At 40.0% G+C, this 24,191-nt stretch carries 24 protein-coding genes; 18 read left to right on the top strand and 6 right to left on the bottom strand.

The features are described from left to right. The 14 genes from ATHSA_RS04395 (at position 1) to ATHSA_RS04330 (ending at position 14,536) form a co-directional block, all read left to right on the top strand. Positions 1-1,431, top strand: coding sequence for a cobyric acid synthase (locus tag ATHSA_RS04395; protein ID WP_197739234.1), 1,431 nt, complete (start codon positions 1-3; stop codon positions 1,429-1,431). Beyond that, on the top strand, positions 1,428-2,297 hold the full coding sequence (gene cbiB / locus ATHSA_RS04390) for an adenosylcobinamide-phosphate synthase CbiB (protein ID WP_197739233.1): 870 nt from the start codon (positions 1,428-1,430) through the stop codon (positions 2,295-2,297). Before ATHSA_RS04395 ends, cbiB begins: the two co-directional genes overlap by 4 nt. Further along, positions 2,298-3,257 (top strand): aminotransferase class I/II-fold pyridoxal phosphate-dependent enzyme, encoded by a 960-nt coding sequence (locus ATHSA_RS04385; protein ID WP_161847931.1) that lies wholly within the window; start codon positions 2,298-2,300, stop codon positions 3,255-3,257. After that, a complete protein-coding gene (gene cobU, locus ATHSA_RS04380; RefSeq protein ID WP_161847930.1) occupies positions 3,254-3,739 on the top strand; it encodes a bifunctional adenosylcobinamide kinase/adenosylcobinamide-phosphate guanylyltransferase in 486 nt (161 codons plus the stop codon). The genes ATHSA_RS04385 and cobU overlap by 4 nt, the downstream gene beginning before the upstream one ends. Beyond that, positions 3,736-4,419 (top strand): adenosylcobinamide-GDP ribazoletransferase, encoded by a 684-nt coding sequence (locus tag ATHSA_RS04375; RefSeq protein WP_161847929.1) that lies wholly within the window; start codon positions 3,736-3,738, stop codon positions 4,417-4,419. Before cobU ends, ATHSA_RS04375 begins: the two co-directional genes overlap by 4 nt. Positions 4,420-4,422: 3 nt before the next feature. Continuing rightward, positions 4,423-5,106, top strand: coding sequence for a hypothetical protein (locus ATHSA_RS04370; RefSeq protein ID WP_161847928.1), 684 nt, complete (start codon positions 4,423-4,425; stop codon positions 5,104-5,106). Beyond that, a complete protein-coding gene (locus ATHSA_RS04365) occupies positions 5,099-5,569 on the top strand; it encodes an ECF transporter S component (protein ID WP_161847927.1) in 471 nt (156 codons plus the stop codon). Before ATHSA_RS04370 ends, ATHSA_RS04365 begins: the two co-directional genes overlap by 8 nt. Before the next feature lie 70 nt (positions 5,570-5,639). Continuing rightward, positions 5,640-6,827 (top strand): MFS transporter, encoded by a 1,188-nt coding sequence (locus ATHSA_RS04360; protein WP_161847926.1) that lies wholly within the window; start codon positions 5,640-5,642, stop codon positions 6,825-6,827. A gap of 67 nt (positions 6,828-6,894) precedes the next feature. Continuing rightward, complete coding sequence (rpmB, locus tag ATHSA_RS04355; protein ID WP_161847925.1) at positions 6,895-7,086, top strand: 50S ribosomal protein L28; 192 nt, start codon at positions 6,895-6,897, stop codon at positions 7,084-7,086. Between the two features lie 8 nt (positions 7,087-7,094). Beyond that, on the top strand, positions 7,095-8,183 hold the full coding sequence (gene alr / locus ATHSA_RS04350; RefSeq protein WP_161847924.1) for an alanine racemase: 1,089 nt from the start codon (positions 7,095-7,097) through the stop codon (positions 8,181-8,183). Positions 8,184-8,197: 14 nt separating this feature from the next. Continuing rightward, positions 8,198-9,229: a 3'-5' exoribonuclease YhaM family protein gene (locus ATHSA_RS04345; RefSeq protein WP_161847923.1), complete on the top strand. Its 1,032-nt coding sequence runs from the start codon at positions 8,198-8,200 to the stop codon at positions 9,227-9,229. Positions 9,230-9,249: 20 nt separating this feature from the next. Further along, positions 9,250-11,475, top strand: coding sequence for a type I DNA topoisomerase (gene topA / locus ATHSA_RS04340; RefSeq protein WP_161847922.1), 2,226 nt, complete (start codon positions 9,250-9,252; stop codon positions 11,473-11,475). Beyond that, positions 11,424-12,944: an apolipoprotein N-acyltransferase gene (gene lnt / locus ATHSA_RS04335; protein ID WP_161847921.1), complete on the top strand. Its 1,521-nt coding sequence runs from the start codon at positions 11,424-11,426 to the stop codon at positions 12,942-12,944. The genes topA and lnt overlap by 52 nt, the downstream gene beginning before the upstream one ends. Beyond that, a complete protein-coding gene (locus tag ATHSA_RS04330; RefSeq protein WP_197739232.1) occupies positions 12,944-14,536 on the top strand; it encodes an alpha-amylase family glycosyl hydrolase in 1,593 nt (530 codons plus the stop codon). Before lnt ends, ATHSA_RS04330 begins: the two co-directional genes overlap by 1 nt. Positions 14,537-14,538: 2 nt before the next feature. Here the strand turns inward: ATHSA_RS04330 and ATHSA_RS04325 are convergent, their stop codons facing one another. From ATHSA_RS04325 to ATHSA_RS04300, 6 genes are read right to left on the bottom strand one after another with little or no spacing between them, the layout of a single operon-like run. After that, on the bottom strand, positions 14,539-16,170 hold the full coding sequence (locus ATHSA_RS04325) for an Rqc2 family fibronectin-binding protein (RefSeq protein WP_161847919.1): 1,632 nt from the start codon (positions 16,168-16,170) through the stop codon (positions 14,539-14,541). Then, positions 16,171-16,644 (bottom strand): hypothetical protein, encoded by a 474-nt coding sequence (locus ATHSA_RS04320; protein WP_161847918.1) that lies wholly within the window; start codon positions 16,642-16,644, stop codon positions 16,171-16,173. After that, the gene (locus ATHSA_RS04315) at positions 16,641-17,240 is read right to left on the bottom strand and encodes a J domain-containing protein (RefSeq protein ID WP_161847917.1); all 600 of its coding nucleotides are present in this window, start codon (positions 17,238-17,240) and stop codon (positions 16,641-16,643) included. Before ATHSA_RS04315 ends, ATHSA_RS04320 begins: the two co-directional genes overlap by 4 nt. Further along, positions 17,215-18,057 (bottom strand): DUF5685 family protein, encoded by an 843-nt coding sequence (locus tag ATHSA_RS04310; RefSeq protein WP_161847916.1) that lies wholly within the window; start codon positions 18,055-18,057, stop codon positions 17,215-17,217. The genes ATHSA_RS04315 and ATHSA_RS04310 overlap by 26 nt, the downstream gene beginning before the upstream one ends. Further along, entirely contained in the window at positions 18,054-18,746 is a 693-nt protein-coding gene (locus ATHSA_RS04305) for a thioredoxin family protein (protein ID WP_161847915.1), read from the bottom strand. Before ATHSA_RS04305 ends, ATHSA_RS04310 begins: the two co-directional genes overlap by 4 nt. Positions 18,747-18,757: 11 nt before the next feature. Continuing rightward, on the bottom strand, positions 18,758-19,429 hold the full coding sequence (locus ATHSA_RS04300) for a cytochrome c biogenesis CcdA family protein (RefSeq protein WP_161847914.1): 672 nt from the start codon (positions 19,427-19,429) through the stop codon (positions 18,758-18,760). A 207-nt stretch (positions 19,430-19,636) separates the two neighbouring features. Here ATHSA_RS04300 and pheS point away from each other — a divergent pair, with 207 nt between their 5' ends. From pheS to fliJ, 4 genes are read left to right on the top strand one after another with little or no spacing between them, the layout of a single operon-like run. After that, positions 19,637-20,620: a phenylalanine--tRNA ligase subunit alpha gene (gene pheS, locus ATHSA_RS04295; protein WP_161847913.1), complete on the top strand. Its 984-nt coding sequence runs from the start codon at positions 19,637-19,639 to the stop codon at positions 20,618-20,620. A gap of 15 nt (positions 20,621-20,635) precedes the next feature. Then, positions 20,636-22,981, top strand: coding sequence for a phenylalanine--tRNA ligase subunit beta (pheT, locus tag ATHSA_RS04290; protein WP_161847912.1), 2,346 nt, complete (start codon positions 20,636-20,638; stop codon positions 22,979-22,981). Next, positions 22,982-23,767, top strand: coding sequence for an inositol monophosphatase family protein (locus ATHSA_RS04285; protein WP_161847911.1), 786 nt, complete (start codon positions 22,982-22,984; stop codon positions 23,765-23,767). After that, positions 23,764-24,183, top strand: a complete 420-nt coding sequence (gene fliJ, locus ATHSA_RS04280) for a flagellar export protein FliJ (RefSeq protein WP_161847910.1) — start codon at positions 23,764-23,766, stop codon at positions 24,181-24,183. Before ATHSA_RS04285 ends, fliJ begins: the two co-directional genes overlap by 4 nt. Positions 24,184-24,191: the final 8 nt, after the last annotated feature.

Below are 24,191 nucleotides of genomic sequence, written 5' to 3'. Positions count from 1 at the left end.
ATGAAAACTCTGATGGTTCAGGGGACGTCATCTGGCGCTGGAAAATCTCTTATCACAATGGCATTGTGCAGGCACTTCAAAAGAAAAGGTTTAAGCGTTGCACCTTTTAAATCCCAGAATATGTCTTTGAATTCTGCCGTCAGCGTCGAGGGAGGAGAGATGTCACGATCGCAGTACCTTCAATCTATAGCATGCGAAGAGCCTCCTTCCGTTAAAATGAATCCAATTCTTTTAAAGCCAGAAATCGATGGATCCCAGATCATCTTTTTGGGCAAACCTTACGGACATATAAATGCGCGCGATTATATGTATTCGAAAAAAGAAGAATTTTTGTCACGTTCTCTCGAATCTTTAGGCGATCTAATCAAAACCCATGATATCGTCATCGTCGAAGGGGCGGGAAGTCCTGTTGAAATAAATCTGAAATCAAGAGACATAGTGAACATGAGTATTGCGAAGGCCTTCAACATTCCTGTCATCCTTGTGACGGACATAGAAAGAGGAGGATCCTTTGCACAAATAGTGGGTACCATGGAATTGCTCGAAAAAGATGAAAGATCCCTTGTGAGAGGATACCTTTTCAACAAATTCATGGGAGACAAATCCCTGCTTGGAAATTATCCGGAAATTATCGCCAAAAGGTACGGAATAGATTTTTTTGGAGTTATGCCATATGTAAATCACAAACTTCCAGAAGAAGATTCGATGATCGAATGGAGATCTTCGAGTGGAAAAGATCTGAATGTGGATATTATCCGCCTTCCACATATATCCAATTTCGACGATTTCGATCCATTGATATGGAATACCAATTTGCGGTTCGTTCAATCCGGTCCTCTAAACGGGGACATAATAATCATACCCGGAACGAAGATGACCATCGAGGATCTTGAATGGGTGAAAAATTCAAAATTAGATATCGAGATTAAAAATGCCGCAAAAAGAGGTTCATACATCGTTGGAATATGTGGAGGATACCAGATGCTCGGAGAGGAACTTCGCGATGCGAAAAAATGTGTGAAAGGATTTGGCTTATTGCCAGTTATAACTGAATTTCGTCCCGAAAAGGTAACATCCAATCTTGAGGGTATCGAAAATTTGACCGGAAAATCCATAAAAATAGAAGGATACGAGATCCACCACGGCATATCCATTACCCGAGACAGTCATCCTTTCGCTCAGGTTAAACGTGTCAACGGTAAAGAGACAGATTACGAAGATGGATACATAGAAGGAAGGATCTTTGGCACTTACTTTCATGGCCTTTTTAGGAATTTCGATTTTACCCAAGAGTTTTTGAATATCCTTCGCGCTTCAAAAAAACTTGAGCCCAAAACATTGAAAGCCTTCTCGATTATCGAAGAGATAGACAAATTCACAGATGTATTCGAATCAAATATAGACGTTAAACGCATAGAGGAATTGATATGAACTTTTTTACGCCTAACATCTATGCTTTTTTGATCGCGATTGGAATAGATCTTCTAATTGGTGAATACCCAAATGTCGTCCATCCGGTCGTATGGATGGGAAAGATCGTCAAATACTTTGAAAATGGAAAGACTCCAAGATCGCAATTCATGTACGGACTATTCATGCTTGTAACCAATTGCACGATATGGTTTACGGTCGGCATCCTTACAATGATGGTGCCCGGGATCGCGGGAATTATAGTTCAAGCCTTCATTCTTAAATCGACCTTTTCGATCCGCGGTCTTTACGAACACGTAAAAAGATGTGATGTCGAAGATGAAGAAAAAATGAGGAAGGCCGTCTCAATGATAGTGAGCAGGGACACTTCAAAACTCGACAGGTGGCATCTTATATCCGCCTCTCTCGAGAGTCTTTCAGAAAACACCTCCGATTCCATAACCGGTCCCCTCTTCTATTACACTCTGTTTGGAATGCCCGGTGCTCTACTCTACAGGGTCATAAATACCATGGACGCAATGGTCGGATATCATACTCCAAGATTTGAATGGTTTGGAAAACCTGCGGCAAGACTTGACGATGCGATGAATTTCATTCCATCAAGGCTGACCGCAACCTTTTTTGCAATCTTCAATCCAAGAAGGGCTTTTGAGTACATTTTCAAATATGGCCCCATTAAGATAAATGGAACCTATCCCATGAGCGCCTTTGCAGGATTACTCGGAGTTAGTTTTGAGAAGATCGGAGTTTACAGATTCGATGGCAGAATTCCGGTTATCGAAGACATAAAAAGGGGACTTAAATTTTACGCAATGTCAGTTTTGATTATAATCTCTTTCTTTACAATAATCATGGTGGTGAGATAATTGGAAAAGCATGGCGGTACAATGAATGAAAATTCAATAGACTTTTCGATCTCCGTAAATCCATACACACCGAAATGGAAAGAGGCACTTTTTAAAAGGTGCGAGGAGATTTCGAACAGATATACATACATTGAATGGATAGAAGAAAGATTTCGCCAAAAATTTGGATGGGATACCGTTGTAACTGCCGGCGCGACTGAGGCATTTTCGATTATTGGCCGTATGATCCAAGGGAGAAAGGTTATAATTCCTTGTCCATCTTACGGAGAGTATGAAAGAGTCTCCGGTATGGACATCGTGAAAATTCCTCCAAGGGATTCAAGAATCGATCTCGATAGCACTTTTGAGATAGCCATGGCTCTTTCCAAAGTTCATCGCACAGTGATCTTTTTGGGAAATCCAAATAATCCGACGGGAGAGTATTTTCGCGTTGAAAAAGACGTGGAATCTCTCGCCGATAAAGGAATCTTATTCGTTCTCGATGAAGCCTTTATAGACTTTGTCGAAGAAGAAAAAAGATGGAAGATCGATCATCCCAACGTTATCATTGTTCGTACATTCACCAAATCTTACGGTATGCCCGGAATAAGGGTCGGATACGTTAAAAACAAAAATATGATGAGTTTTTTCGAATCTAATCGTTTGCCTTGGGCCATTGGAAGTTGTGGATACGCGTTCATCGAGTTTCTCTTAAAAGACGACGAAAGATTTCTAAAAGAAAGCATCAAAATGATAAGACAGGAAGCGGTTAGATTCAAAGAAATAGGCATTCAGACCGATGCAAACTTTGGAATGTTAAAGGTGGGAAATGCAAATGAGGCGCAAAAAATCCTCGATGGGATTGGAATACACGTAAGAAATTGCGAAAGTTTCGGATTGCCCGAATGGATACGCGTGGCCGTCAGAAAAAAAGAAGAGAATGATAGACTTTTCGATGCGATAAAGAGGGTGATCAAATGATCTTAATAACGGGAGGAGAAAGATCTGGAAAGAGTGATTTCGCCCTTAAAATTGCAATGAAAAAAGAAAAGAGGGCATTTTTGGCGACGGGAGAGGGTTTCGACGATGAAATGAGAGAAAGAATTGAAAGGCACAAAAGAGAACGCGGTGATCTTTTCGATACATTTGAGGAAGCAATCGAAATAGACAGAATACTTGATCTAACGAAAAATTACGATGTTTGTGTTATTGATTGCATGACTACATGGCTTGGAAATCTTCTTTTTCACAACGCAAATATCGAAGAAAGGATAAGAAAATTTATGAATGCCCTGAATGGAAATGAGATCGTAATCTCAAATGAGGTTGGAATGGGAATAATACCGGCAGAAAAAACAACGCGTGCCTACGTTGAAATGCTTGGAAGGCTCAATCAAAATCTCGCAAAGGTGGCAGACGAGGTATATCTCATGGTTGCGGGAATACCTCTGAAGGTAAAATGAGAATACTCGGAGCCATAGGATTTTTATCTAAAATTCCCGTAAGGGTGAATATCGAACCTTCAAAAGTTGTCGGAGATTTTCCGGCGGTAGGGTACCTTTCAGGAGGCCTTTACATTTTGATATTCTATCTTGCCGGAAGATCCTGGCCTGTGACAATACTCGGAATTTTGATAAACTACATGATCTTCAATGCTTTTCACTTCGATGGCCTTCTCGACACGGCCGATGCATTTCTTTCACAAAAGAATAGATCAAAAAAGATGGAAATAATGAAGATGGGCAATTCAGGTCCTATGGCCATATTGATAGGAGTGCTTTACATGATGATCTTTGCCTTTGTCTTGGAAAAATCTTCATTCATGACAATTCTTGCCGCTTCGGTATTCGGGCGATACGCCATGGTATTTGTCGCCTACATTTCAAAACCGGCAAGAAATGAAGGACTTGGCGCCTCGATCTTTCCGGTAAAACTTTCGAGTTTGATAAGATCGAGCATTTATTTGATTCCATTTTGCTTTTTCCCAAGGATAGTACTTTCTCTTATCATAGGCCTTGTGTGCGTTGTGGGGATGAAATTTCTTTCCGATCGTCTGATCGGAGGATTTACCGGAGACACTCTCGGTGCGACGGAAGAGATAGGCGTAATCGCTGTAATGGCTGGAAGATTTTTTATGGGGTGAATTATGAGAAGGGATGCGAACCTGATAAGATTCAAGGATGGATTTTTGATCCACGCCTGTGATTCGGCCGGCGGAATAGGAAGTCTTGAAAATGATCTGTTGAACGTGCCAGTCGAGATGACGGTAAAATACACCCTAAGGACGGCTCTCATGGAGGTCATATCTTTGGGAGGAGAGGCGTTGAGTACAAGTTTTGAATTTGCCAATGCCCCCGAATATGCCCAAATGGCTTTAAACGGCGTAAAGGATATTCTCGAAAAGTTTTCGTTGCCTTACGTTGTATCAACGGAAAAGAATTTTAAGACTTCTCAAAGTGGCATTGGAGTTTCCGTTGTGGGATTTACCAAAAATCCAATCATCGGAAGGGCTTTAGCGGGTACTGCCGTCTTTGTTGCTGGTGTCCCGCTTGTGGGAGAGGAACTTTTAAAAAATGAAGATAAGGTATTGACTTTTGAGGAATTCTTAAAAATAAGATCCTCTCCTTATGTCGGCGAGATCGTTCCGGTTGGATCGAATGGTGTGTATGAAGAGGCAAAATTGTTAGCGTCAAACAGCGGACTTAACTTGAAACTCGAAGTCGATGAGGAATGGCTTTACAAAAGCGGAGGCCCGTCTACCTCCATCGTTTTTTGGGCAAATAAGATTATTGATAAAGCGATAAGAATAGGAGTACTCGAAAATGAATAAAACGAAAAAAATAACCTTAATCGCCATTTTTATAGCGCTTTCATTCGTCGGATCTTTGATCAAAATCCCGAGTCCTATCGGAGACGTAGGATTTGATTCAACTGCAGGATTTACCGCCGCCCTTTACCTTGGATACATCCCGGGTGCGATAGTCACATCTCTCGGATATCTCGTCATAACAATGAGCGCAGGCTTCCCTCTTGGAATCTTAACATTGCCCGTCGCACTCGAGATGTTTTTTGTAGCAATTGCTTACAGATTTTTCTTCAAAATAAACAAAATCATTGGCATAGCGATCGCCACAGCGCTAAACGGAATCATCTCTCCATTGATCGTTTTACCGGTGGGAGGATATGGTCTCTACCTTGCCCTTATTCCATCGCTTACGCTTGCGAGCCTTCTAAACCTTGTGCTTTCTGCAATAATATTCGAAATACTTTCAAGAAGGAAGATCTCTTCTTAAAAAAGATGATAGGCAATGGAAACAAAATCGGTGTAAAATAGAAAATGATTTTCTATAAGGAGGACATTTTGTGGAAAAAGGTAAAACTAAATTTCTTGTCTTTACATCGCTTGCACATTTTCTAAATGATGGGACATTGCTTTTGTTTTCATTGCTTATAGTCTATTACTCTGAATTTTACCATGTTAACATAGCCTTTCTTGGAATAATAGCGGCATCTTACGGCCTTTTGTCTGGATTAGTATCGCCCTTTATTTCTCACTTCGCCGACAGAAGGGACTTGGACGTGCCTTTCATAACCTTTGGACTTGCACTCGAAAGCGTTTCGATAGCGCTTTTCGGACTTGCCTTTGCCTTTACATCTGAAATCTACATATTGATAACTATAGGTGCAATTTTACTTGGCTTTGCTCAGGCATTTTACCATCCTCTCGGAAGTGCCATTCTTTCGTACACTTTTGGCAAAAACTCTCCGACAGCGCTTGGAATAAACGGATCCCTCGGAAGTATCGGAAGATCTGTCATGCCTTCTATAATAACATTGCTCATAATCGCCTTCGGAGAAAGTACGGGCATGTTTTTTGAAGCACTTATAATGTTGATAGGTACTCTAATAGTTTATTTTGGACTTTCACAATTCAAAAGATCTGCTTATGAGGAACGTAATCAGGAACAGTCAAAGGTCAAAGAAAAATTAGATCCAAAATACGTGAAATTTCTCTTCATACTCGGAACGATAATCTTCATAAGGGCAATGTTCATCTCGGGAACGACGACCTTTCTCGGAGAGTACATTTACAAAATTTACAACTCAAAAACGCTTGTTGGTCTGTTTTTGACGATCTCATTCATCGGTGCCGTCTTCGGCCAACCGTTTTTTGGATGGCTGACAACAAAGAAAGGTGGAAGGTACACAGTTTTTCTGACAACGATAGTCTCAACGGCGATCTTCTTCGTCTTTTTACTGTGGAACAATTTCGCTTTTTCAGTTTCGATGTACTTTTTGGAGACATTTTTCGCCTTAAGTGGCTTCCCGGTTCTTCTTGGATACGTAACGCAGATCTTTCCACCGAGATACACCGCGACTGCGAGCGCTTACATATGGGGAATATCTAACATGATAGGCGGGGCGGCGGGCGTTGGCGTGATGACATTGTTAATTGGATCAGGTATTGGAATTCAAATCGATTTTTGGATAATCTTTCTTTTCGGGATTGTATCATCGATAATGCTACCATTGATTCCTAAAAAGATTTAGATGTTTTGATTTTTTCAAAGATGATGATATAATTCCTAATGATTTAAAAGACGAAAGGGGAATAAAGATGTCGAGAAAGTGTGACATTTGCGGCAAAGATGTCGAAACCGGTCATAGGATAAGTCATTCTCACAGGAAAACTTTGAGAACTTTTAAGCCCAATCTTCAACCTGTAAATGTGAAGGACAAAGACGGGAAGGTTAAGCGTTTGATGGTATGCACGCGCTGTCTAAAGGCTGGAAAAGTTCAGCGTGTTTGAACTAAGGTATGAATACAAGAAATACCTATGCGGAGGTGAATACTCAAAATTTCCTCCGCAATATTTTTGAAATATCGAAAAGATCGCACAAACACGTCGCTCCAGTCCTTAAAGCAGACGCTTACGGCCATGGTGCCGTTAGGATGGCCCATATCTGCCAGGATAACGGTATTGGCTTTTTGGTGGTGGCTTTTCTCGAAGAAGCGATTGAGTTACGCGATAGCGGTATAGTAATTCCTATACTTGTGCTCAATTATTTCGAGCCCAAATATGTGAAGGAAGCCATACTTAGAGAGATAAGTGTTACGATCTTTTCGAAGGACCAGATGAAGGCCATAGATGAATTTATCGGTGAAGAAAGATTAAAAGTTCATCTGAAGGTGGACACAGGTATGGGCCGTCTCGGTCCTTCTGTTGATGAGGCCTTCGAATTGTACGAAGATATCTCTAAAAATCCGAAATACCTACTCGAAGGGTTGTACACACACTTCTCTTCTGCGGACGACCCCGAAGATCCTATGAATTCAGATCAGATAAAGGCATTTCAAAGATTCACAGAAAGCGTAAAAAAGCCAAGATACATCCATATATCAAACAGCGCGGCCGCGACTTTGATAAACCCTTCTATAGGGAATTTTTCAAGGGTCGGAATTGCCGCCTACGGACTTCAACCTTCTGAAAAGCAAAGATTAGATTATTTGAAACCCGTAATGAGTGTCCATTCAACCATAGCATTTGTGAAGCGCATATCGAAAGGTAGAACCATAGGATATGGCCATACCTTTGTGGCGGAGGAACCAATGACAGTTGCAACGATCCCTTTTGGATACGCAGACGGTCTACCTCGATCGCTTTCGAACAGGGGAGAGGTCCTTGTAAAGGGTAAAAGATCTAAAATACTCGGAAGAGTTAGCATGGATCAAATAGTGGTCGATGTTTCAAAAATAGAAAATGTGAATATCGGAGACGATGTTGTTATAATAGGAAAAAGCGGTGATGAAGAGATTACCGTTGAAGAAATAGCAAGGTTAGATGGTACAATAAATTATGAAATCGTGTGTGGAATATCAAAAAGAGTTCCACGAATATACATTTGAAAAGTGGTGTGCATGTGAAATTAGGAGATCTTTTCAGCGATGAATATCTTGAAAAATTAGGCTTTTCAAACAAAAATGTAAGTGGCGGCAAGATGGTCTCTGAGATAATGGAGAATGATAATGTCGTGATCGATTTGAAGGTGGTAAGTAAAAGATTGCAAGAATCGAAGGATGGAAAGAAATTCTTGCTTCTTACCCTTTCAGACAAAACCGGAGAACTGAGGGCCATCGACTGGTACAATGCGAGCGAAAATGACTCAAAGGTCAAGATCAATTCGATCGTAAGGATACGCGGAAGGGCGAATATGTATTCGGACAAACTCCAAATAGCGATAGACAAGGACAAAGATGCTCTGATGGTTTTAAGGGAAGGAGAGTACGATCCGAACCTTTTCATCTCGACCACAAAAAAAGATGTCACCAAGATGTACGAAGAATTCCAGCGCATAATCTCATCTATCTCAGACAAAGAGATAAGAACACTTACCTCTTTGCCATTCCAAGATGAAAAATTCGTTGAATCATTCATCGTCGCGCCTGCCGCGATAGTTGTTCACCACGCCTACAAGGGAGGCCTTCTCGAGCACACTTTGGGAGTCATGAAACTTTGCATTGAGATATCCAAACTTTATTCAAATGTCAATCAAGATATTTTGGTCTCCGGTGCCGTTTTTCACGATCTTGGAAAGATAAAAGAATACGAAATAAGATCTTACGGAATTGAAAGAACCGGAGATGGAGAACTTATAGGTCACATTGTGCTCGGTGTGCAGATGGTCCATGACTGGGCAAAGAATGTACCCGCTTTGTCTTCGAACACGCTTCTTCACATCGAACATCTCATTCTTTCTCATCACGGGGAACTTGAACTTGGATCTCCAACCGTTCCAAAGACGGCAGAGGCAATAATACTTCACAGCGCCGATGATCTCGACTCGAAGATGGGCCAGATAAACGCGCTAAAGGAAAAGGGATCGGAAGGAGATTGGAGCGATTTCGATAGATTCCTCGGAAGAAAAATAAAATTGAACTGGGACGAAGAATAAGGAGGAAAAGTTAAGAATAAATGACAAAAAAACTCGTCATAGTTGAATCTCCGGCGAAGGCCAAAACGATTCAAAAATATTTGGGCAAAGATTACGAAGTTTCCTCTTCTCAAGGCCATGTCAGAGATTTGCCAGAATCAAAATTCGGAGTGAAGATAAACGGAAAGATAGAACCTGAATTCGAAATCATAGAGGGAAAGGAAAAGATCGTCAAAGAACTCAAATCTCTTTCAAAGGGTAAAGAGGTTTTACTCGCAACGGATAACGATAGAGAAGGGGAAGCCATAGCATGGCATCTTGCATCCATTCTCGATCTTTCCTTGAATGAAAAAAACAGAATAGTATTCAACGAAATTACCGAAAATGTCATAAAAGAAGCGGTTAAAAAGCCACGAAATGTGGACATAAAGATGGTAAATTCCCAACTTACAAGAAGGATCCTCGATAGAATCGTCGGATACGAAATAAGCCCATTACTTTGGAGAGTATTCAAGGGAAAGTTAAGCGCGGGCCGTGTACAATCTGCCGCATTGAGAATACTCGTGGATCAGGAAAAGAAGATCATCGCCTTCAAGCCTCAAAAATATTACGAAATAAAGGCGGAGATCTTCAACGAAAAGACAAAACTTGAATCCTTCGACGGTCAAGACCTTGAAAAAAAGCCTTTCAAAGATGAAAAAGAGGCAAAAGAAGCCTTTGAATATCTAAAAAGATCGAAATTCAAAGTCTTAAATGTTAAGGAAGAAGAGATAAAGACAAAATCGCCTCTTCCTTTCAAGACAAGCACTCTTCAGCAAAGTGCTTCTTCTATTCTAAATTTCCCCGTTTCAAAAACGATGAAACTTGCCCAGCAACTCTACGAAGGGGTTGAGATAGACGGAGAAACGGTGGCACTCATAACCTATATGAGAACGGACTCGTACAGAATATCCGACGTCGCGAAGAAAAGCGCAAGAGATTACATTCAAAAAAATTGGGGAAAGGAATTTTGCGGAGAAAGCAAATCCGTCAAAAACGTTCATAATGCTCAGGACGCTCACGAGGCGATAAGGCCTACGTATGTGGAAGTCTCTCCGGAAAGTTTAAAGGGAAAACTCTCAAAGGATCTTTTTGCACTTTATTCTATGATCTGGAAAAGGTTTGTAGCCTCACAGATGGCAGACTCGATCTACAAAAAAAGAACGGTTACCGTATCCGATGAAAAAAATCGCGGAATCTTCGTAGTCGAGTTCAAAAAGAGAATCTTCGATGGTTTTGAAAAGGTCGAAGACACAAAAGCACAGACAAAATATTTTCCAGATGTAAAGATAGATCAAAGGATAGAGGTAAATCCTTTATCGATTTCGGAGGAAATGACATCACCTCCTCCGAGGTATACAGAGGCGACGCTTGTTAAAAAACTCGAAACGGTCGGAATAGGAAGGCCGAGTACGTACGCGACGATAATCCAGACTTTGATAGACAGAAAGTACGTCGAGAGGGAGAAAAAAAATCTCGTTCCCACATTTTTGGGCATAATTGTGAGCGAATTTTTATCGAAAGAATTCCCAAAGATAGTCGATCTCAAATTCACGGCTTCAATGGAGGAAGAATTAGATCTCATAGAAAGCGGCAAGGCTGACTGGCAAAAAATACTGAAAGAATTCAACGAAGATTTCGAAAAAAATTTGAAATCCGTCAAATCCAATTTAAAGGAATCTTTCATTTCAATAGAAACAGATATCAAAGGACCGGATGGAGAGTACATGTACCTAAAATATGGCAGATATGGCCCATACCTTGAATCAAAGGAAGGTACGCACAAGATGAATATACCGTCTGGATCGAAGATAGAATACAATGGAGAAAAGGTTCACATAGAAATGGCAACGCCAGAACTTCTTGACGAAAAATGTCCCAAGTGCGGCGCTCCGCTTGTAAAAAGAGTTGGAAAGTACGGAGAATTCATATCTTGCAGCAGATATCCCGAATGTGATTACACAAGAACGATTCCCAAATACGCGCGTGGAAAATGTCCGAAATGCGGTGGAAAGGTATTAGAAAGAAAAAGCAAGAAAGGTAAAACATTTTTTATATGTGAGAATAATCCGAAAACATGTGATTTTATAAGTTGGTATGAGCCTTCAAATTACAAGTGTCCCGATGACGGCGAGACGCTCTATTACAAAAAGAAAAAGGGATCAGAGGTCTTATTTTGTCCAACTTGCAAGAAAGAGTTCGAGGAATCAGATTTAGAAAAAGACTGATTCTTGCGATTTTTTCAGCCTTTCTTACGGCCATCTCAATGCCCGGGATGGCATCTTCTGTTTTTGTATGGTTTGGCATAGTTCCACTATTCTTTGCCTTCGAAAATATCAATTCTGCTAAATCTTTCTTTGTTGGATGGATCTTTGGCATATTTTACATGGGAATTTCGACATACTGGCTTTTGCCAACCCTTGTCAAAAATATAGCGCTCTTCAACGATTTTCCACCCGTGTATGGCTTTATAGCCTTTATACTTTTTACGATCATAGAAGGCATCTTTTTCGGTGTCTTTGGACTTTTTTACACATTCTTTGAAAAGAGATCGAAGAAAATTTCTATCGCCCTTCACGTTCTTTCGATGGCATCGATCTTTGTGCTAATTGAATTTCTGAGAGGTTACGGCCAGTTGGGATTCACAGGATCGAGGCTTTCTGATGCGCTCTACGATCAGATCGGGACATTGCAGTTGGTATCGATAACCGGCACCTTCGGTCTAACATTTATAATCTTCGTTGTAAATTACCTTTTTTACGTCCTTTTGAGGAAAAAAGATTTCAAAATGGTCCTGTTGATATCCGTTATCGTTGGATCCACATATTTTATATCCTTTTTATATCCCTACACGTTAAAGTCTCCTGCCGGAAAAGGCGTAACGGTAGGGGTTGTCCAGCCAAATATAACGGTTTCTGAGAGGTATCGAATGAGCCCTCATGAGATCTTCAACGTTGTAGAATGGGGCATTGACGCTATTTCCACGAAGACAAATCTCGTCTTTTTCCCTGAGGGAACCTTTGAAAGCGAGATCGGAAATTGGATATACTCGGATCTAAAAAATTTGATGGCTGAAAAAAATGTCAGTGCCGTTATAGGCTACCCATCATCGAAAGATGGAAAGATTTACAACTCCGCTGGTCTATTCGATAAAGATGGTTTGAAATCTATCTATTCAAAGCATATTCTTGTTCCTTTTACTGAAACTCTTCCATATCCCCAGATCTTTGGCGTATTTGGCTTTTTGAAATTGGCGAATTTCTTCACTCCCGGAGAGAATTTCACGATTTTTAAAGTGAACGGTGTGAATTTTTCGACCGATATTTGTTTTGAAAGTTATTTCGGATGGTTATCGAGAAAGTTCACGAATAAAGGAGCCCAATTCATCGTTACAATAACGGACGATAGTTGGTTCGATCAAAGGACGGCCCTTATCCAGCATTTTGCCCAGAGCGTCATGAGGGCAGTCGAGAATAGAAAGTGGGTAGTCCAGGTTGCAGACACCGGAATCACCGGCCTTATCAACCCTTACGGTCAGATAATCGAAGAACTTCCGGCCCACCAAAAAATTGCCGCCGTCTTCGATCTTTATCCAAATGATGTAAAAACATTTTACGATAAATTTGGAGATATGATATTATGGATATCGATAGGCTTTTTGATATCTGAGATCATTTTCCTATGGAGGAGATCTTGATGGAATGGTGGAGAGAGGGAGTCTTTTACCAGATATATCCAAGAAGTTTTAAAGATTCAAATGGAGATGGAATAGGAGATCTAAATGGAATAAAAGAAAAGTTGGATTACTTTGAATATCTTGGAATAGACGCGATATGGATATGTCCATTTTTCAAATCGCCAATGGTCGATTTTGGATATGACATAAGTGATTACACCTCTGTCGATCCTATCTTCGGAAATATAGAAGATTTCAAATCTTTGATAGATCAGGCCCATAAGAGGAATATAAAGATAATAATAGATCAAGTCTACAACCATACATCTGACAAACATCCATGGTTCGTTGAGTCCAGAAAATCAAGGGACAATCCGAAAGCAGATTGGTACATATGGAGAGATCCAAAACCCAATGGAGAATTGCCAAATAACTGGGTCTCGCTTTTCTCAGGTAGCGGAGAAGAAAGCGTCTGGACATGGGATGAAAACAGAAAACAGTATTATCTCCATCTTTTTGCAAAGGAACAGCCAGATCTAAATTGGAGAAATGAGGAGGTAAGAAAGGCCATTTACGATTCGATGAAATTCTGGCTTGATATGGGCGTTGATGGCTTTAGGTTCGATGCGGCCTCCCACTTTTACAAAGCGTTAGACATAAATGCAAAAAAAGGGCCACAGATAAAGAAAAGTCTATTTCAAAGTTCGCGAGACGAGTATTACTGGGATCCTTTCACCGCAAGGCCCGAAACTTTGATGGAAGTTGAAAATATAGTCAAATTCATGAATAAATACGATAACCGCGCGAGTGTTGGAGAAATATCCTCTGACATGGGGTTGTGCCTTTACCTGCTTTTTACAATTCAGGGAAGGTTCAACATAGCCTTCAACATAGACTTTCTCGAAAAACTTTCGATGAACGCTAAAAACATAAGATCCCTCGTGGAGACACTCGATACCTTCTTTGGCAATCGTGCATGGCCAAGTTATGTAACGGGAAATCACGATAACAGAAGAATTCTGACAAGAATGATAGAGGGTCTTAACGTGAATTACGAAGACAAAAAGAGAATATCGAAACTCTTTGCGACTTTGCTTTTGACACTTCGCGGAACTCCATTCATATATTACGGAGAGGAATTGGGAATGGAAGACACCTACATTCCAAAGGATCGAGTCATGGACCCTTGGGGAAAGGCATTGTGGCCAAAGCCCGGACGTGATCCGGCAAGAACGCCGATGCAGTGGGATTCATCAAAATACGGGGGATTTTCTGAAGTTGAGCCGTGGCTACCGGTAAATGAAAATAAGTCTTTAGTAAATGTTGAAGACGAAATGAAAGACAAAAACTCGGTGCTTAACTTTTACAAAAAATTGATCTTCGAAAGGAAAAATCACGATTCTTTAAGAATCGGAACTTTCGAAATAATCGATCTGGATGATAGAATTTTATCATACAAAAGAAACGGAGAAAAGCCAGTCGTCGTTATAATGAACTTCTCTTCCGAAAGTGTAAAGATAAACTGGAATGGCGGGAAAGTCATCCTCGACAATTACGGAAATGCAGAACTTCCATACCTAAGACCATTTGAAGCGCTTTTGATTGAAATTTAGAATCAAACGATTGGTTTTACGCGAATAGTTTTGAAGTTTTTGTAAATAACAAATCCGGGTTTTGCGCCTTTTGGTTTTTTTACGTGCCTTACGTAGGTATAATCGACATCGACCCACGCTTCATTTCTGTATTTCGAATGGCCGGCCGCAAGCGATGCTGCAAAATTCACCATGTCCTCGGGAGGGGTTCTTTTCCCAGTCAATAGAATGACATGGGCACCGGGCGCTTCCCTGACATGAAACCACATATCGTCTGGTGAGGCTTGGCGGGTGATCCTGTCATTTTGGATGTTGTTCTTGCCAACGACTATTTTAAATCCATCTTTTTCGTATTCAAGTGGTTTTGATTCCTGCAAAATTTTGCTTTTCCGTGTTTTTATGTAATTGAAAAGTGAGAGTTCCCTTTCTATCTCATCAAGTTCTACTTTGTCATTCGCATTTTCTATCTCGTACTTTATCTGATCGAGATTTTCTATTCTTTTTTCTATTAACCTTTTCCTTTCCTCAATCCCACTCACCTTTCCCTTTAAGCGGTTGTAAATCGAGAAGAAATGCTGTGCATTCTCCGCAAGGTCCTTTCTCGGATCCAAACTTATCAGGATCTCTTTTCCACTTTCCCAGTCAAATACCTTGATCTGATCGGCTTTTTTGGGAAGAGAATACATATTGTATATTATGAGTTCACCGTACTTTTTGAATTCACCGGCACTTTCGGTTATTTTCAATTCTTCATTTATTTTCTTGAGTATCTCTTCGTTTTTTTCCAAAAGTCCCCTTACCGTCTTTAAAAGTCTATCTTTCTTGAGTAAAGGGCTCTCTTCTCTTTGAAAGGTAAGTAATTTTTCTATCGCCTCTGACGGACTTTCGAATGTTTCATAATTGCCGTAAGGTCTGTATGCGTAGACATCCTTCGGAATGCCGGATTCGATCGAGAGATACGAATGATTATCATCCAATGCCTTTACCATCTCTTTTATACCGAGAATGATTTTTTTTATCTCATCTATCTTCAAAGATTCAACGGGAGTATCGAAACTCAAATTCGCGATTCTGCAAAGTTCGAGGGCCGTTTTTTTTGAAAATCCTTTAACGTTTGAAACAAGGATTTGATCGAGCCTTCCCTTTGAATTGATGAACAGATCTTCATTCACATCTAACGGATCAATCCGGGAATCGGCAGGGATAAGGTAATCCTTTCCGGCAGTTACGACTCTTTTGACTGACAAAACATTTCTAAAGGAGATAAGAATCTTTCCATCCTTCACAAGCACGATATTTCCAAAACTTCCCATTGCTTCGTGATACATTTCAAATCTTTCTATTTCTCCGATGAGATTTTTAACCTCGAAATCGAACTTCACAAATCTGTCAAAATCGATCTGATCGACTCGCGAAAGGATGGCTCCTTTGAGTTTAGATCTCGCGAAAGAGACAAAGGCAGAAGGGTTCCTGTCCTTTTCTATGACGATCTTTGTGAACCTGAAATGTGGCCAGTTTCCTGCATCTATAAGAAGATCCCGCTTTTGCAAAGAGATCAAGATGGAATGACTGTTAACGTCGTATATACCGGTTAAATAAACTGGAGTCTCAATTTCTCTGACAAGTTTTGAGACTAAAAACGAATCATAAGGCATTCAAAACCTCTTTTTCAAATTTTTAAACCATCTTAAAAAATACTCACAAAATAACTCGTAAATTAAAAGCATTAAAATGGCGAATAACATGTAAGGAATAGTGTATTTCAGGTTTATTTTTATAAGATTTACCATCAAAAGATAGAAGATCAGACTCAATCCAATAAGTACGATAAAATTCAAAAAAAAGGCTTTTTTTCCTGTAAAAAGAGATCTTAAAATCGCGAATGGTCCAAAGATGATTATGAAAGCCATTGATGAGATCTGGAGCGGGAAGAACAAAAAGGCAACTGTAGATATGACGGCGTAGGCCAGAATCGCAATCTTTCTTCCGAATTGATCGACAAGCATTATCAAAGGAAGAGAGGCAGCCATCAAAAAGAAAAGATCATTGGCAAAGAAAAATGAAATGACGATCAAAATCAAAGATATCGCCGAATAAATGGAACCAAAGGCTATTTCTTTTGATCTCATATGCCTCCCATGCAATGGCAACATATATCCATACAGGCAAGGGTTGCACAGCAACTTAAACATGTCGCGGTTTCTTCATTCATTCCGCCCTGATTGACAGGACCGGTTGGATCGTAATTCATCTTTCCGGCCCTAAGGCATTGCTTGTAAACTTCTTCGTATTCTTTGTTAGATGGGTCGGCCTCGTGCGCAAACTTCAAATAACTTTCGGCCTTGTCGTACCATCCTTGTTTGAAATATATGAGGCCGCTCAAAAAATACCATTCCGGCTTTGATTTGTCTTCAACCTTTACGAGCAGATCCTGTGCGCCGTAATAATCGCCAGAGTCTATCTTCTGACGGGCCATTTTAAAGATCTCCTCATCCCCGGAAGAATTAGACGATTCTTTGGGATCATCGAAATGATCGAGGATATATTTATACGCCTCATTTACCTCTTTTATCTTTTCCTCGGCAAGAGCCTTCATGTCTGGATTGTTGTGGAATTGATCGGGATGGTATCTCTTTATGAGATCCCTGTAAGCCTCCCGTATCTCCTCTTTTGTCGCGTCTCTTCTAACTCCAAGCACTTCATATGGATCTTTCAATTTTTTCATCCTTCTTTTCTATGATCTTTTTATTTACCTTCGGAAGTCCGTAGAAGATCACATTTTCTATCAAAGGTTTACCGGCAAAATTTTCCAAATTCAACTTCATGTACTCTTCTTGGATCCTCGAAACGAGAAAAACAAGAGAAGTCCTTTCCCTCTCCCTTATTTTATCAAAAAATCCAGTTATCTCAAAAATATCTTTGTACTTTTCAAGAAATGGATTGTAATTTCCACCCTTAAAGTCTTTCTCAAGATCGTCGAGTGCATCTGCAAGATACACCCATTTCCCGATAAGGTATATCATCGTGGAGGCATTTTTTAAATTCTCAATAGATTGAGATAGCGATCGTGAAAAATTTCCGAAAATTTCTGCCATCTTTTCGGGATTTGGTTCTCTTGTGAGTTCATAAAAGTACAACTCTTTAATGTACGGACTTCCGATCTCTTTGAAAATCTTCGATTTCAAGTTCAGAAGAAAAAAAGATAAAAAATGTTTTATTCCCCTTGAATCTCTTTTGAAATCTTCTATTTTCAACTCGGAGAAGAATTTAGATATTTCAGTTCCAAATGACACACCCTCACTCTTTACGATTCTTTTTTTCTGAAATGGAGGAAGAGGGCATCTTGAATTGCCGAATTCGATCTTACCATTTTTAACGTCTGAAAGAATGGAAAAGAAAACGGCATCGTAACTTAAAAGCAAACGGGAAAATGGACCATATTTTTTTGATATGGATGTGCAAATTCCACAATAATAAGAGTTGTAAAGTTTCAACTCCTTTACTTTTAACTCGTCTAAATCAGGTTTTAGATATCCTATCATCCTACAACGTAGATGTTGTAAAATCCATCATTTAACATCTTATTCGCTATCGATGTGGCATCTTTTCCGAATATGACGTATTTAAGAAAATGGTCTGCGTCTTTCCCGGGGTAGGAATCGATCTGCTTTGCCATTGGATCGTTTTGCAAAATGTAATTTGCCTCATCCTGTGTTATGGAAATAACCGTTGGCGTTCCAACGAAATTATTTGGGGTTTTGGAAAAGGTTCCGAAATCGACATTCTTTGCGTATGCCCCAAGCGCTACGTATTGCAAGACCTTTATGAAATCAGAAGGTCCGAGATATCCAGGCAGATATGTCAGAGGCGTCCCTCCAGAGGTAAAGAATACAAGGGTTGGTGTACCTGTAACTCTAAAGCCCTGAAAGAGATCGGAATAGGTGTAGACATTTCCCTCGAAATTGGCCTTCTCATTTGTCGCGTATATCTCGCCTATTAAAAAATTGTTGGAGAGAAATTGCTGGACCTGTAGATTTGAAAGTGTGTCATTTTTCAATTTGTTGCAATAGAAACATGAAGGATCTGAAAAGACTATTATCGCATCTTTCTGTTCATAACGCGCAAGAGTCATAACCGTGTTGAAATTCTTTAAAAGGACGCTGTTCAGAGGGTAGGCAAAAGCGCTGAATGAGAAAAATACAAAAAGAGGTAAAATTAAAACTTTTTTCATAAATTCCTCCTTTAACTGAAGATCGTTAACTTTCCCCAGATCATCAAAATGCCGAACAGGACAAGTACTATACCTCCAATTACATTTATCGCTTTTTGATATTTGACGATAAATCCGACAATTTTGTTCACGATTTCTATCAAGATGGAAGAAAGGATCAAAGGTATAACAAGGCCCGCAGAGAATATCGCAAGCAGAATCCCGCCAGAGAGTGTGTTACCTGTTGCCGCTATGGTCAAGATCGTTCCAAGGGCGGGACCGATGCAAGGTGTCCACGCAAAGGCCGTAACGATTCCAAAAAGTAAAGCGTTCCAGAAACTATCGACATCTCTTTTGAATGGTATGTAAATTCCCTTTTCAAAAAAAGGAAGGGTAAAAAGACCTGTATAACTGATGCCGAATATTATGACGATTATTCCGCCTATGATCTCGACATATCTTTTGTAAGTCGTCAGAAAAGTTCCAAATGTACCGGTTGCGAGTCCAAGAATAACGAAGATTATCGAAAGTCCTATTGAAAATGCGACTGCCTTGGAAATGGCCCCTCCTCTTTTCTGCGATGAGACAAGAAAAGCCAGAAAACCCGGCAGGATCGGGAAGATGCACGGAGAAAAGAAACCCAATAACCCGCCGACAAAGGCAGACCAGTAAGATATTTGCGTATTCACAACTATAGGGGTCAAAAGATGGCCTCCTTTCGTTTTTTAAATTATACCCTATAGGGTATACGAAAACAAAATGCTACATGCTATGCGCTATGTACAAAATCGCATGCCGGATCGAGTACGGAACTTGAATTTTTTTGGCATATTTTGACCCCATAACTTTACACGCACGTGTACAAACAAAAATCGATTGTGATAAAATTGAATATGTTTGGGAGGTAGAAAATGGAAGAATTCAAAACTCTTTTCGATCAAATCAAAAGTAAGATTGAAAATGCCAAAAGTATCGATGAACTTGAAAAGATAAGAGTAGAGATCATGGGAAGAAATGGGATTATAACTTCTTTAATGAAAAAAATCCCCGAAATGCCTATCGAAGAACGATCAAAGTTCGGAAAGGATGTGAACGATCTTAAGGAAAAAGCAAACAAGTTTCTTTCCGAAAGAATGATTCTCCTAAGAGAAATAGAAGAAAGATCGAAGGCATTTCAAAAATACATCGATCTGACAATTCCCGGCCCATTGAGGGAAAATGGAAAGATACACGTTATAAATCAGGTTATAAATGAATGTGTAAGCGTGTTTTCAAAGATGGGATTTGACGTTGTCGAAGGACCTGAAATGGAAAATGTTTACTACAATTTTGAAGCCTTAAATACTCCCGAGTGGCACCCTGCAAGGGATCTTCACGATACATTTTACATAACCGATTCGATACTTCTTAGAACACATACCTCACCAGTTCAGGTCAGAACGATGGAGAGAAGGAAACCTCCTCTCAGAATCGTTTCGGCCGGTAGAGTTTATAGAAATGATTACGATGCCACTCATCTTCCATCCTTTTTCCAGATAGAGGGCCTTGCAATAGACCAAAAGATTTCAATGGCAGATCTAAAGGGAACCCTCGAGAATGCAATAAAGTCTCTTCTTGGAGAGGACAAAAAAATAAGATTTAGGCCACATTATTTTCCATTCACAGAACCAAGCGTCGAGGTCGATGTTTCTTTTGGAGGGAAAAAGGAATGGCTTGAGATACTCGGCGCCGGCATGGTCCATCCAAATGTTTTAAGAAATGTCGGGATAGATCCAGACAAATGGCAGGGCTTTGCCTTCGGAATGGGAATAGAGAGAATCGCAATGCTCAAGTATGGAATAAATGATATAAGAGAATTTCCGCGCAACTCACTTAAGTTTTTAAGGCTATTTTGAAAAAGGTGATAAATCTTGAAAATATCGATAGAATGGCTTAACGATTACATTGATACCGGTAAGGATATCGAACGTCTTGCCGAAGATTTGACGCTCTCTGGTAGCGAGGTGGAGGAAATAGAAAGGCCTTTCGAAAGAATAAATGCCGTCTTTTCCGCAAAGGTTGTCGAAAGAAAAGCCCATCCAAATGCCGATAATTTGATCGTCTGCAGGGTAGATGATGGAAATGGATTGCACACGATAATAACTTCGGATAAAACCGTATCGGAAGGAGATTTTATAGCCTTTGGAAGTTGCCAAAAAGCATCTGACGTAAATGGCCATGTTGTCGAACCGCTGGAAATAAGAGGCGTTAAAACAGACGGGATGGCTTTTTCTTTGCAAGAACTTGGACTCGAAGCCCATTCGGAAGGCATCTTCAAATTTGAAAAGCCAGTCGAAGTAGGAGTTGATATCAAAAAACTTCTCGATCTCGAACAGACGGTTTTCGAACTCGAGATAACCCCAAATAGACCTGACTGTCTTTCCCACATAGGGATTGCGAGGGAACTCTCTGCCGTAAGAAGAACCAAATTTAAAATTCCGAAGCCTTCTGTAGATTTTCAACAGGGCGATTTTCCAGTCTTGATAGAAACGGATAAATGTCTGAGGTATGTAGCCTTAACGATAAAGGGAGTTACGGTAAAAGATTCTCCTTTGTGGCTTAAAAGAAGGCTTTCATCTGTTGGATTGAGATCGATAAACAACGTAACAGATATAACGAATTATGTAATGATGGAATTCGGACATCCCGTTCACGCGTTTGACCTTGAGAAAGTAAATTCGCGCATAGTGGTAAAAGACGCAAAGGGCGGCGAAAAGTTCGTCGCACTCAATTCAAAGGAGTACACGCTGAATGGTGGAGAGACCCTTATAACCGATGGTGAAAATATACTCGCCCTTGGCGGAGTTATGGGGGGGAAATACTCTGGAATTTCTCTGCAGACAAAGGATATCCTCATCGAGATCGCAACCTTTGATCCGGTTAACACAAGAAAAACATCGAGAAAGATAAACCTTTCAACGGACGCCTCATACAGATTTGAAAGAGGTGTTGATCCAAATGATACATTTGATGTCGCAAAGAGAATTGCGCAGATGGTTATTTCAATAAGCGGCGGAAAGATAGATGGCATAGTCGATGTATACCCGACCGAAGTAAAGTCAAAAAAGGTCTTTATCTCAAGAGAAAAATTATCATCCTACATGTCCTTTACCCCCAATGAAAATGAAGTGGAAGAGATCTTCGATTATCTCGGAATTAAAGTCTCCCAAAATGGCAATGGATGGGAATGCATTGTGCCAACATTCAGACCGGACATAAATCAAGATGTCGACCTTGTTGAAGAATTCGCAAGGATTCACGGCCTTGATGCCATTCCTTCTGTGATGTCAATGCCATTTGTAAAGGGTGAATCCAATTCATGGTGGGAATTCAAAAACAAATTGAGAACTCTCTCTACTTCATGCGGGTATTTTGAAAATGTGAATTATTCATTTTCAGATCCAAAGGTTGAGGAACTCTTCGGAGATACCTTCAAAAGAGGGCCTAAACTTTTAAATCCCGTCTCGCCTGAGATGTCTTTGATGAGATCTTCTTTGATCTTCAATCTCATAGATTCTCTTTCTTACAACGTAAAGCATCAAGAAAACAACGTGAAGTTCTTTGAGATAGGAAAAGCATTTGAAGAAAAAGAAGAGGAGAGAATAAGTTTTGCGGCGACTGGCGCCGTAAGTACTTTTGATTACACCGATAAAAGATATGAGGATCTTCTCATTTTTAAAGGTGAAATAGAGTCCATATTCAAAAATATGCACATCGATTTTGAATTTTCAAATGAAGATATGGCGGGATTCGAAAATGGGAGATGTGGAAGAATACTTCTAAATGGCAAAAAGATAGGCATCATCGGGCAGATAAGTGAGAAGGTAAATGAATTTTTCGATGTGGACACGCCAATTTATGTGGCAGAATTGAAGATTGAAGAGATATTCAAAAATCTAAGACCTTTCAGGTACGAAAGTTATTCACAATATCCATCTTCATTCAAGGACCTTTCCATGTTCGTCAAAAAAGGTGAGATCAGAGCCGCAGAGATATTTAAAACGGCGCGCAATTCTTCAGAGTATGTTCAAGATGTAAGGGTTGTAGACCTTTACACGGGCAAGGGTGTACCTCAGGACTCTTACAGTATAACTATAAGAGTTACATACAATTCAGTCAAAAAGACTCTTTCCGATCAGGAAATAGACAGCGCATTTTCAAGATTAATGGAATTGCTCGAATCAATGAAGGGAATAACCTTAAGGAAGGTAAGATAAATGGACAAAGAAACGCTTATTAAACTCGACTTTGCAAAAGGGCTTGCGCGAGAGGCTGGACTTGTTGCAAAGAAAAAGATTGGAAATTTAGGATGGACTCATTTGAAGAGTGGATTTTACGATGTTGTTACCGATGCCGATGTGGCCGTCGAAAAAATAGTGAAATACGAAATAGAAAAGGCTTTTGATGATGAAACGGTGCTGGGTGAAGAAACCGGCGAGGATAAAAAAGGAAAGAATGGAAAGATATGGATAGTAGATCCAATCGATGGAACCACAAATTTTTCGAAAGGTATACCTCATTTTTGCGTTTCCATATCCTACGTTGTTAACGATGATCCTCTGATAGGCGTTGTGTACGATCCGTATATGGATGAACTTTACGAAGCGGTGAAAGGAAATGGCGCTTTTATGAATGGCGAAAAGATAAAGGTAAATGAAACTTCGGAACTCACAGATGCAATCCTTAACACAGGCTACCAGTACAGTGCGACAGAATACAGGGATGTAGTACTTAGGAATTACAGTGCTTTTTTTGGAAAAGTTAGAGCAATAAGGGTTTTCGGAAGCGCCGTTCTCGATCAATGTTACGTCGCAAATGGAAGAATAGATGGCTTTTGGGAGTACTGTCTCAAGCCATGGGACGTCGCGGCAGGTTCACTCATAGCAAAAGAAGCGGGCGCATCTGTCATTGGTATAGGAGAGGAATTTTCCATATACGGAAAGACAATCGTTGTGGCCAATCCTAATCTTATTTCAAAGATATTAGAGGTAATAAAATCGTGAAAGCGTTTTATTTCTCATTGCAAAAGTTGCTCGATTTGAAGATCTCCGAGATCGAAATTTTGAAGATCGAGATCCTAAAGATTTCAAACAAGATAAATGCCTTGAAAAAAGAGATGGCCTCTCTCGATAACGAGATTAAATCCTCTCAGGATTCGATGGAAAAGGGTATGACAATAAGCGATCTTAAGCAATGGATAAATTATATCCAATCGCTCTACGTAAAGAGAAAGAATCTTACCTTAGAAATTGCCAAAACAGAGGACAAACTCATTGAAATGAGAAAAGAATATGTCAAAATCTACATGGAGAAAAAATCTCTTGAAAATTTGAAAAAGATAAAAAAGTCAGAACACGACCTCGAAGAGTTAAGAGAAATGCAAAATTCAATAGACGAGTTCGCTCAAAGAAAAATATAAGGAGGGAG

Source organism: Athalassotoga saccharophila (assembly GCF_009936215.1).
GTDB classification, from domain to species: Bacteria; Thermotogota; Thermotogae; order Mesoaciditogales; family Mesoaciditogaceae; genus Athalassotoga; species Athalassotoga saccharophila.
The sequence above is the reverse complement of the archived record's forward strand: the minus strand, read 5'-3'. Positions and strand labels throughout refer to the sequence as shown.

What these genes read in the sequence shown, in the direction of transcription:
- cobU (WP_161847930.1), top strand. Translation starts at nt 3,254, where the DNA reads ATGATCTTAATAACGGGAGGAGAAAGATCTGGAAAGAGTGATTTCGCC.
- ATHSA_RS04370 (WP_161847928.1), top strand. Translation starts at nt 4,423, where the DNA reads ATGAGAAGGGATGCGAACCTGATAAGATTCAAGGATGGATTTTTGATC.
- ATHSA_RS04315 (WP_161847917.1), bottom strand. Translation starts at nt 17,240, where the DNA reads ATGAAAAAATTGAAAGATCCATATGAAGTGCTTGGAGTTAGAAGAGAC.
- alr (WP_161847924.1), top strand. Translation starts at nt 7,095, where the DNA reads ATGAATACAAGAAATACCTATGCGGAGGTGAATACTCAAAATTTCCTC.
- ATHSA_RS04305 (WP_161847915.1), bottom strand. Translation starts at nt 18,746, where the DNA reads ATGAAAAAAGTTTTAATTTTACCTCTTTTTGTATTTTTCTCATTCAGC.
- ATHSA_RS04310 (WP_161847916.1), bottom strand. Translation starts at nt 18,057, where the DNA reads ATGATAGGATATCTAAAACCTGATTTAGACGAGTTAAAAGTAAAGGAG.
- ATHSA_RS04365 (WP_161847927.1), top strand. Translation starts at nt 5,099, where the DNA reads ATGAATAAAACGAAAAAAATAACCTTAATCGCCATTTTTATAGCGCTT.
- ATHSA_RS04330 (WP_197739232.1), top strand. Translation starts at nt 12,944, where the DNA reads ATGGAATGGTGGAGAGAGGGAGTCTTTTACCAGATATATCCAAGAAGT.
- ATHSA_RS04325 (WP_161847919.1), bottom strand. Translation starts at nt 16,170, where the DNA reads ATGCCTTATGATTCGTTTTTAGTCTCAAAACTTGTCAGAGAAATTGAG.
- rpmB (WP_161847925.1), top strand. Translation starts at nt 6,895, where the DNA reads ATGTCGAGAAAGTGTGACATTTGCGGCAAAGATGTCGAAACCGGTCAT.
- ATHSA_RS04395 (WP_197739234.1), top strand. Translation starts at nt 1, where the DNA reads ATGAAAACTCTGATGGTTCAGGGGACGTCATCTGGCGCTGGAAAATCT.
- ATHSA_RS04320 (WP_161847918.1), bottom strand. Translation starts at nt 16,644, where the DNA reads ATGAGATCAAAAGAAATAGCCTTTGGTTCCATTTATTCGGCGATATCT.
- ATHSA_RS04285 (WP_161847911.1), top strand. Translation starts at nt 22,982, where the DNA reads ATGGACAAAGAAACGCTTATTAAACTCGACTTTGCAAAAGGGCTTGCG.
- ATHSA_RS04375 (WP_161847929.1), top strand. Translation starts at nt 3,736, where the DNA reads ATGAGAATACTCGGAGCCATAGGATTTTTATCTAAAATTCCCGTAAGG.
- topA (WP_161847922.1), top strand. Translation starts at nt 9,250, where the DNA reads ATGACAAAAAAACTCGTCATAGTTGAATCTCCGGCGAAGGCCAAAACG.
- cbiB (WP_197739233.1), top strand. Translation starts at nt 1,428, where the DNA reads ATGAACTTTTTTACGCCTAACATCTATGCTTTTTTGATCGCGATTGGA.
- pheS (WP_161847913.1), top strand. Translation starts at nt 19,637, where the DNA reads ATGGAAGAATTCAAAACTCTTTTCGATCAAATCAAAAGTAAGATTGAA.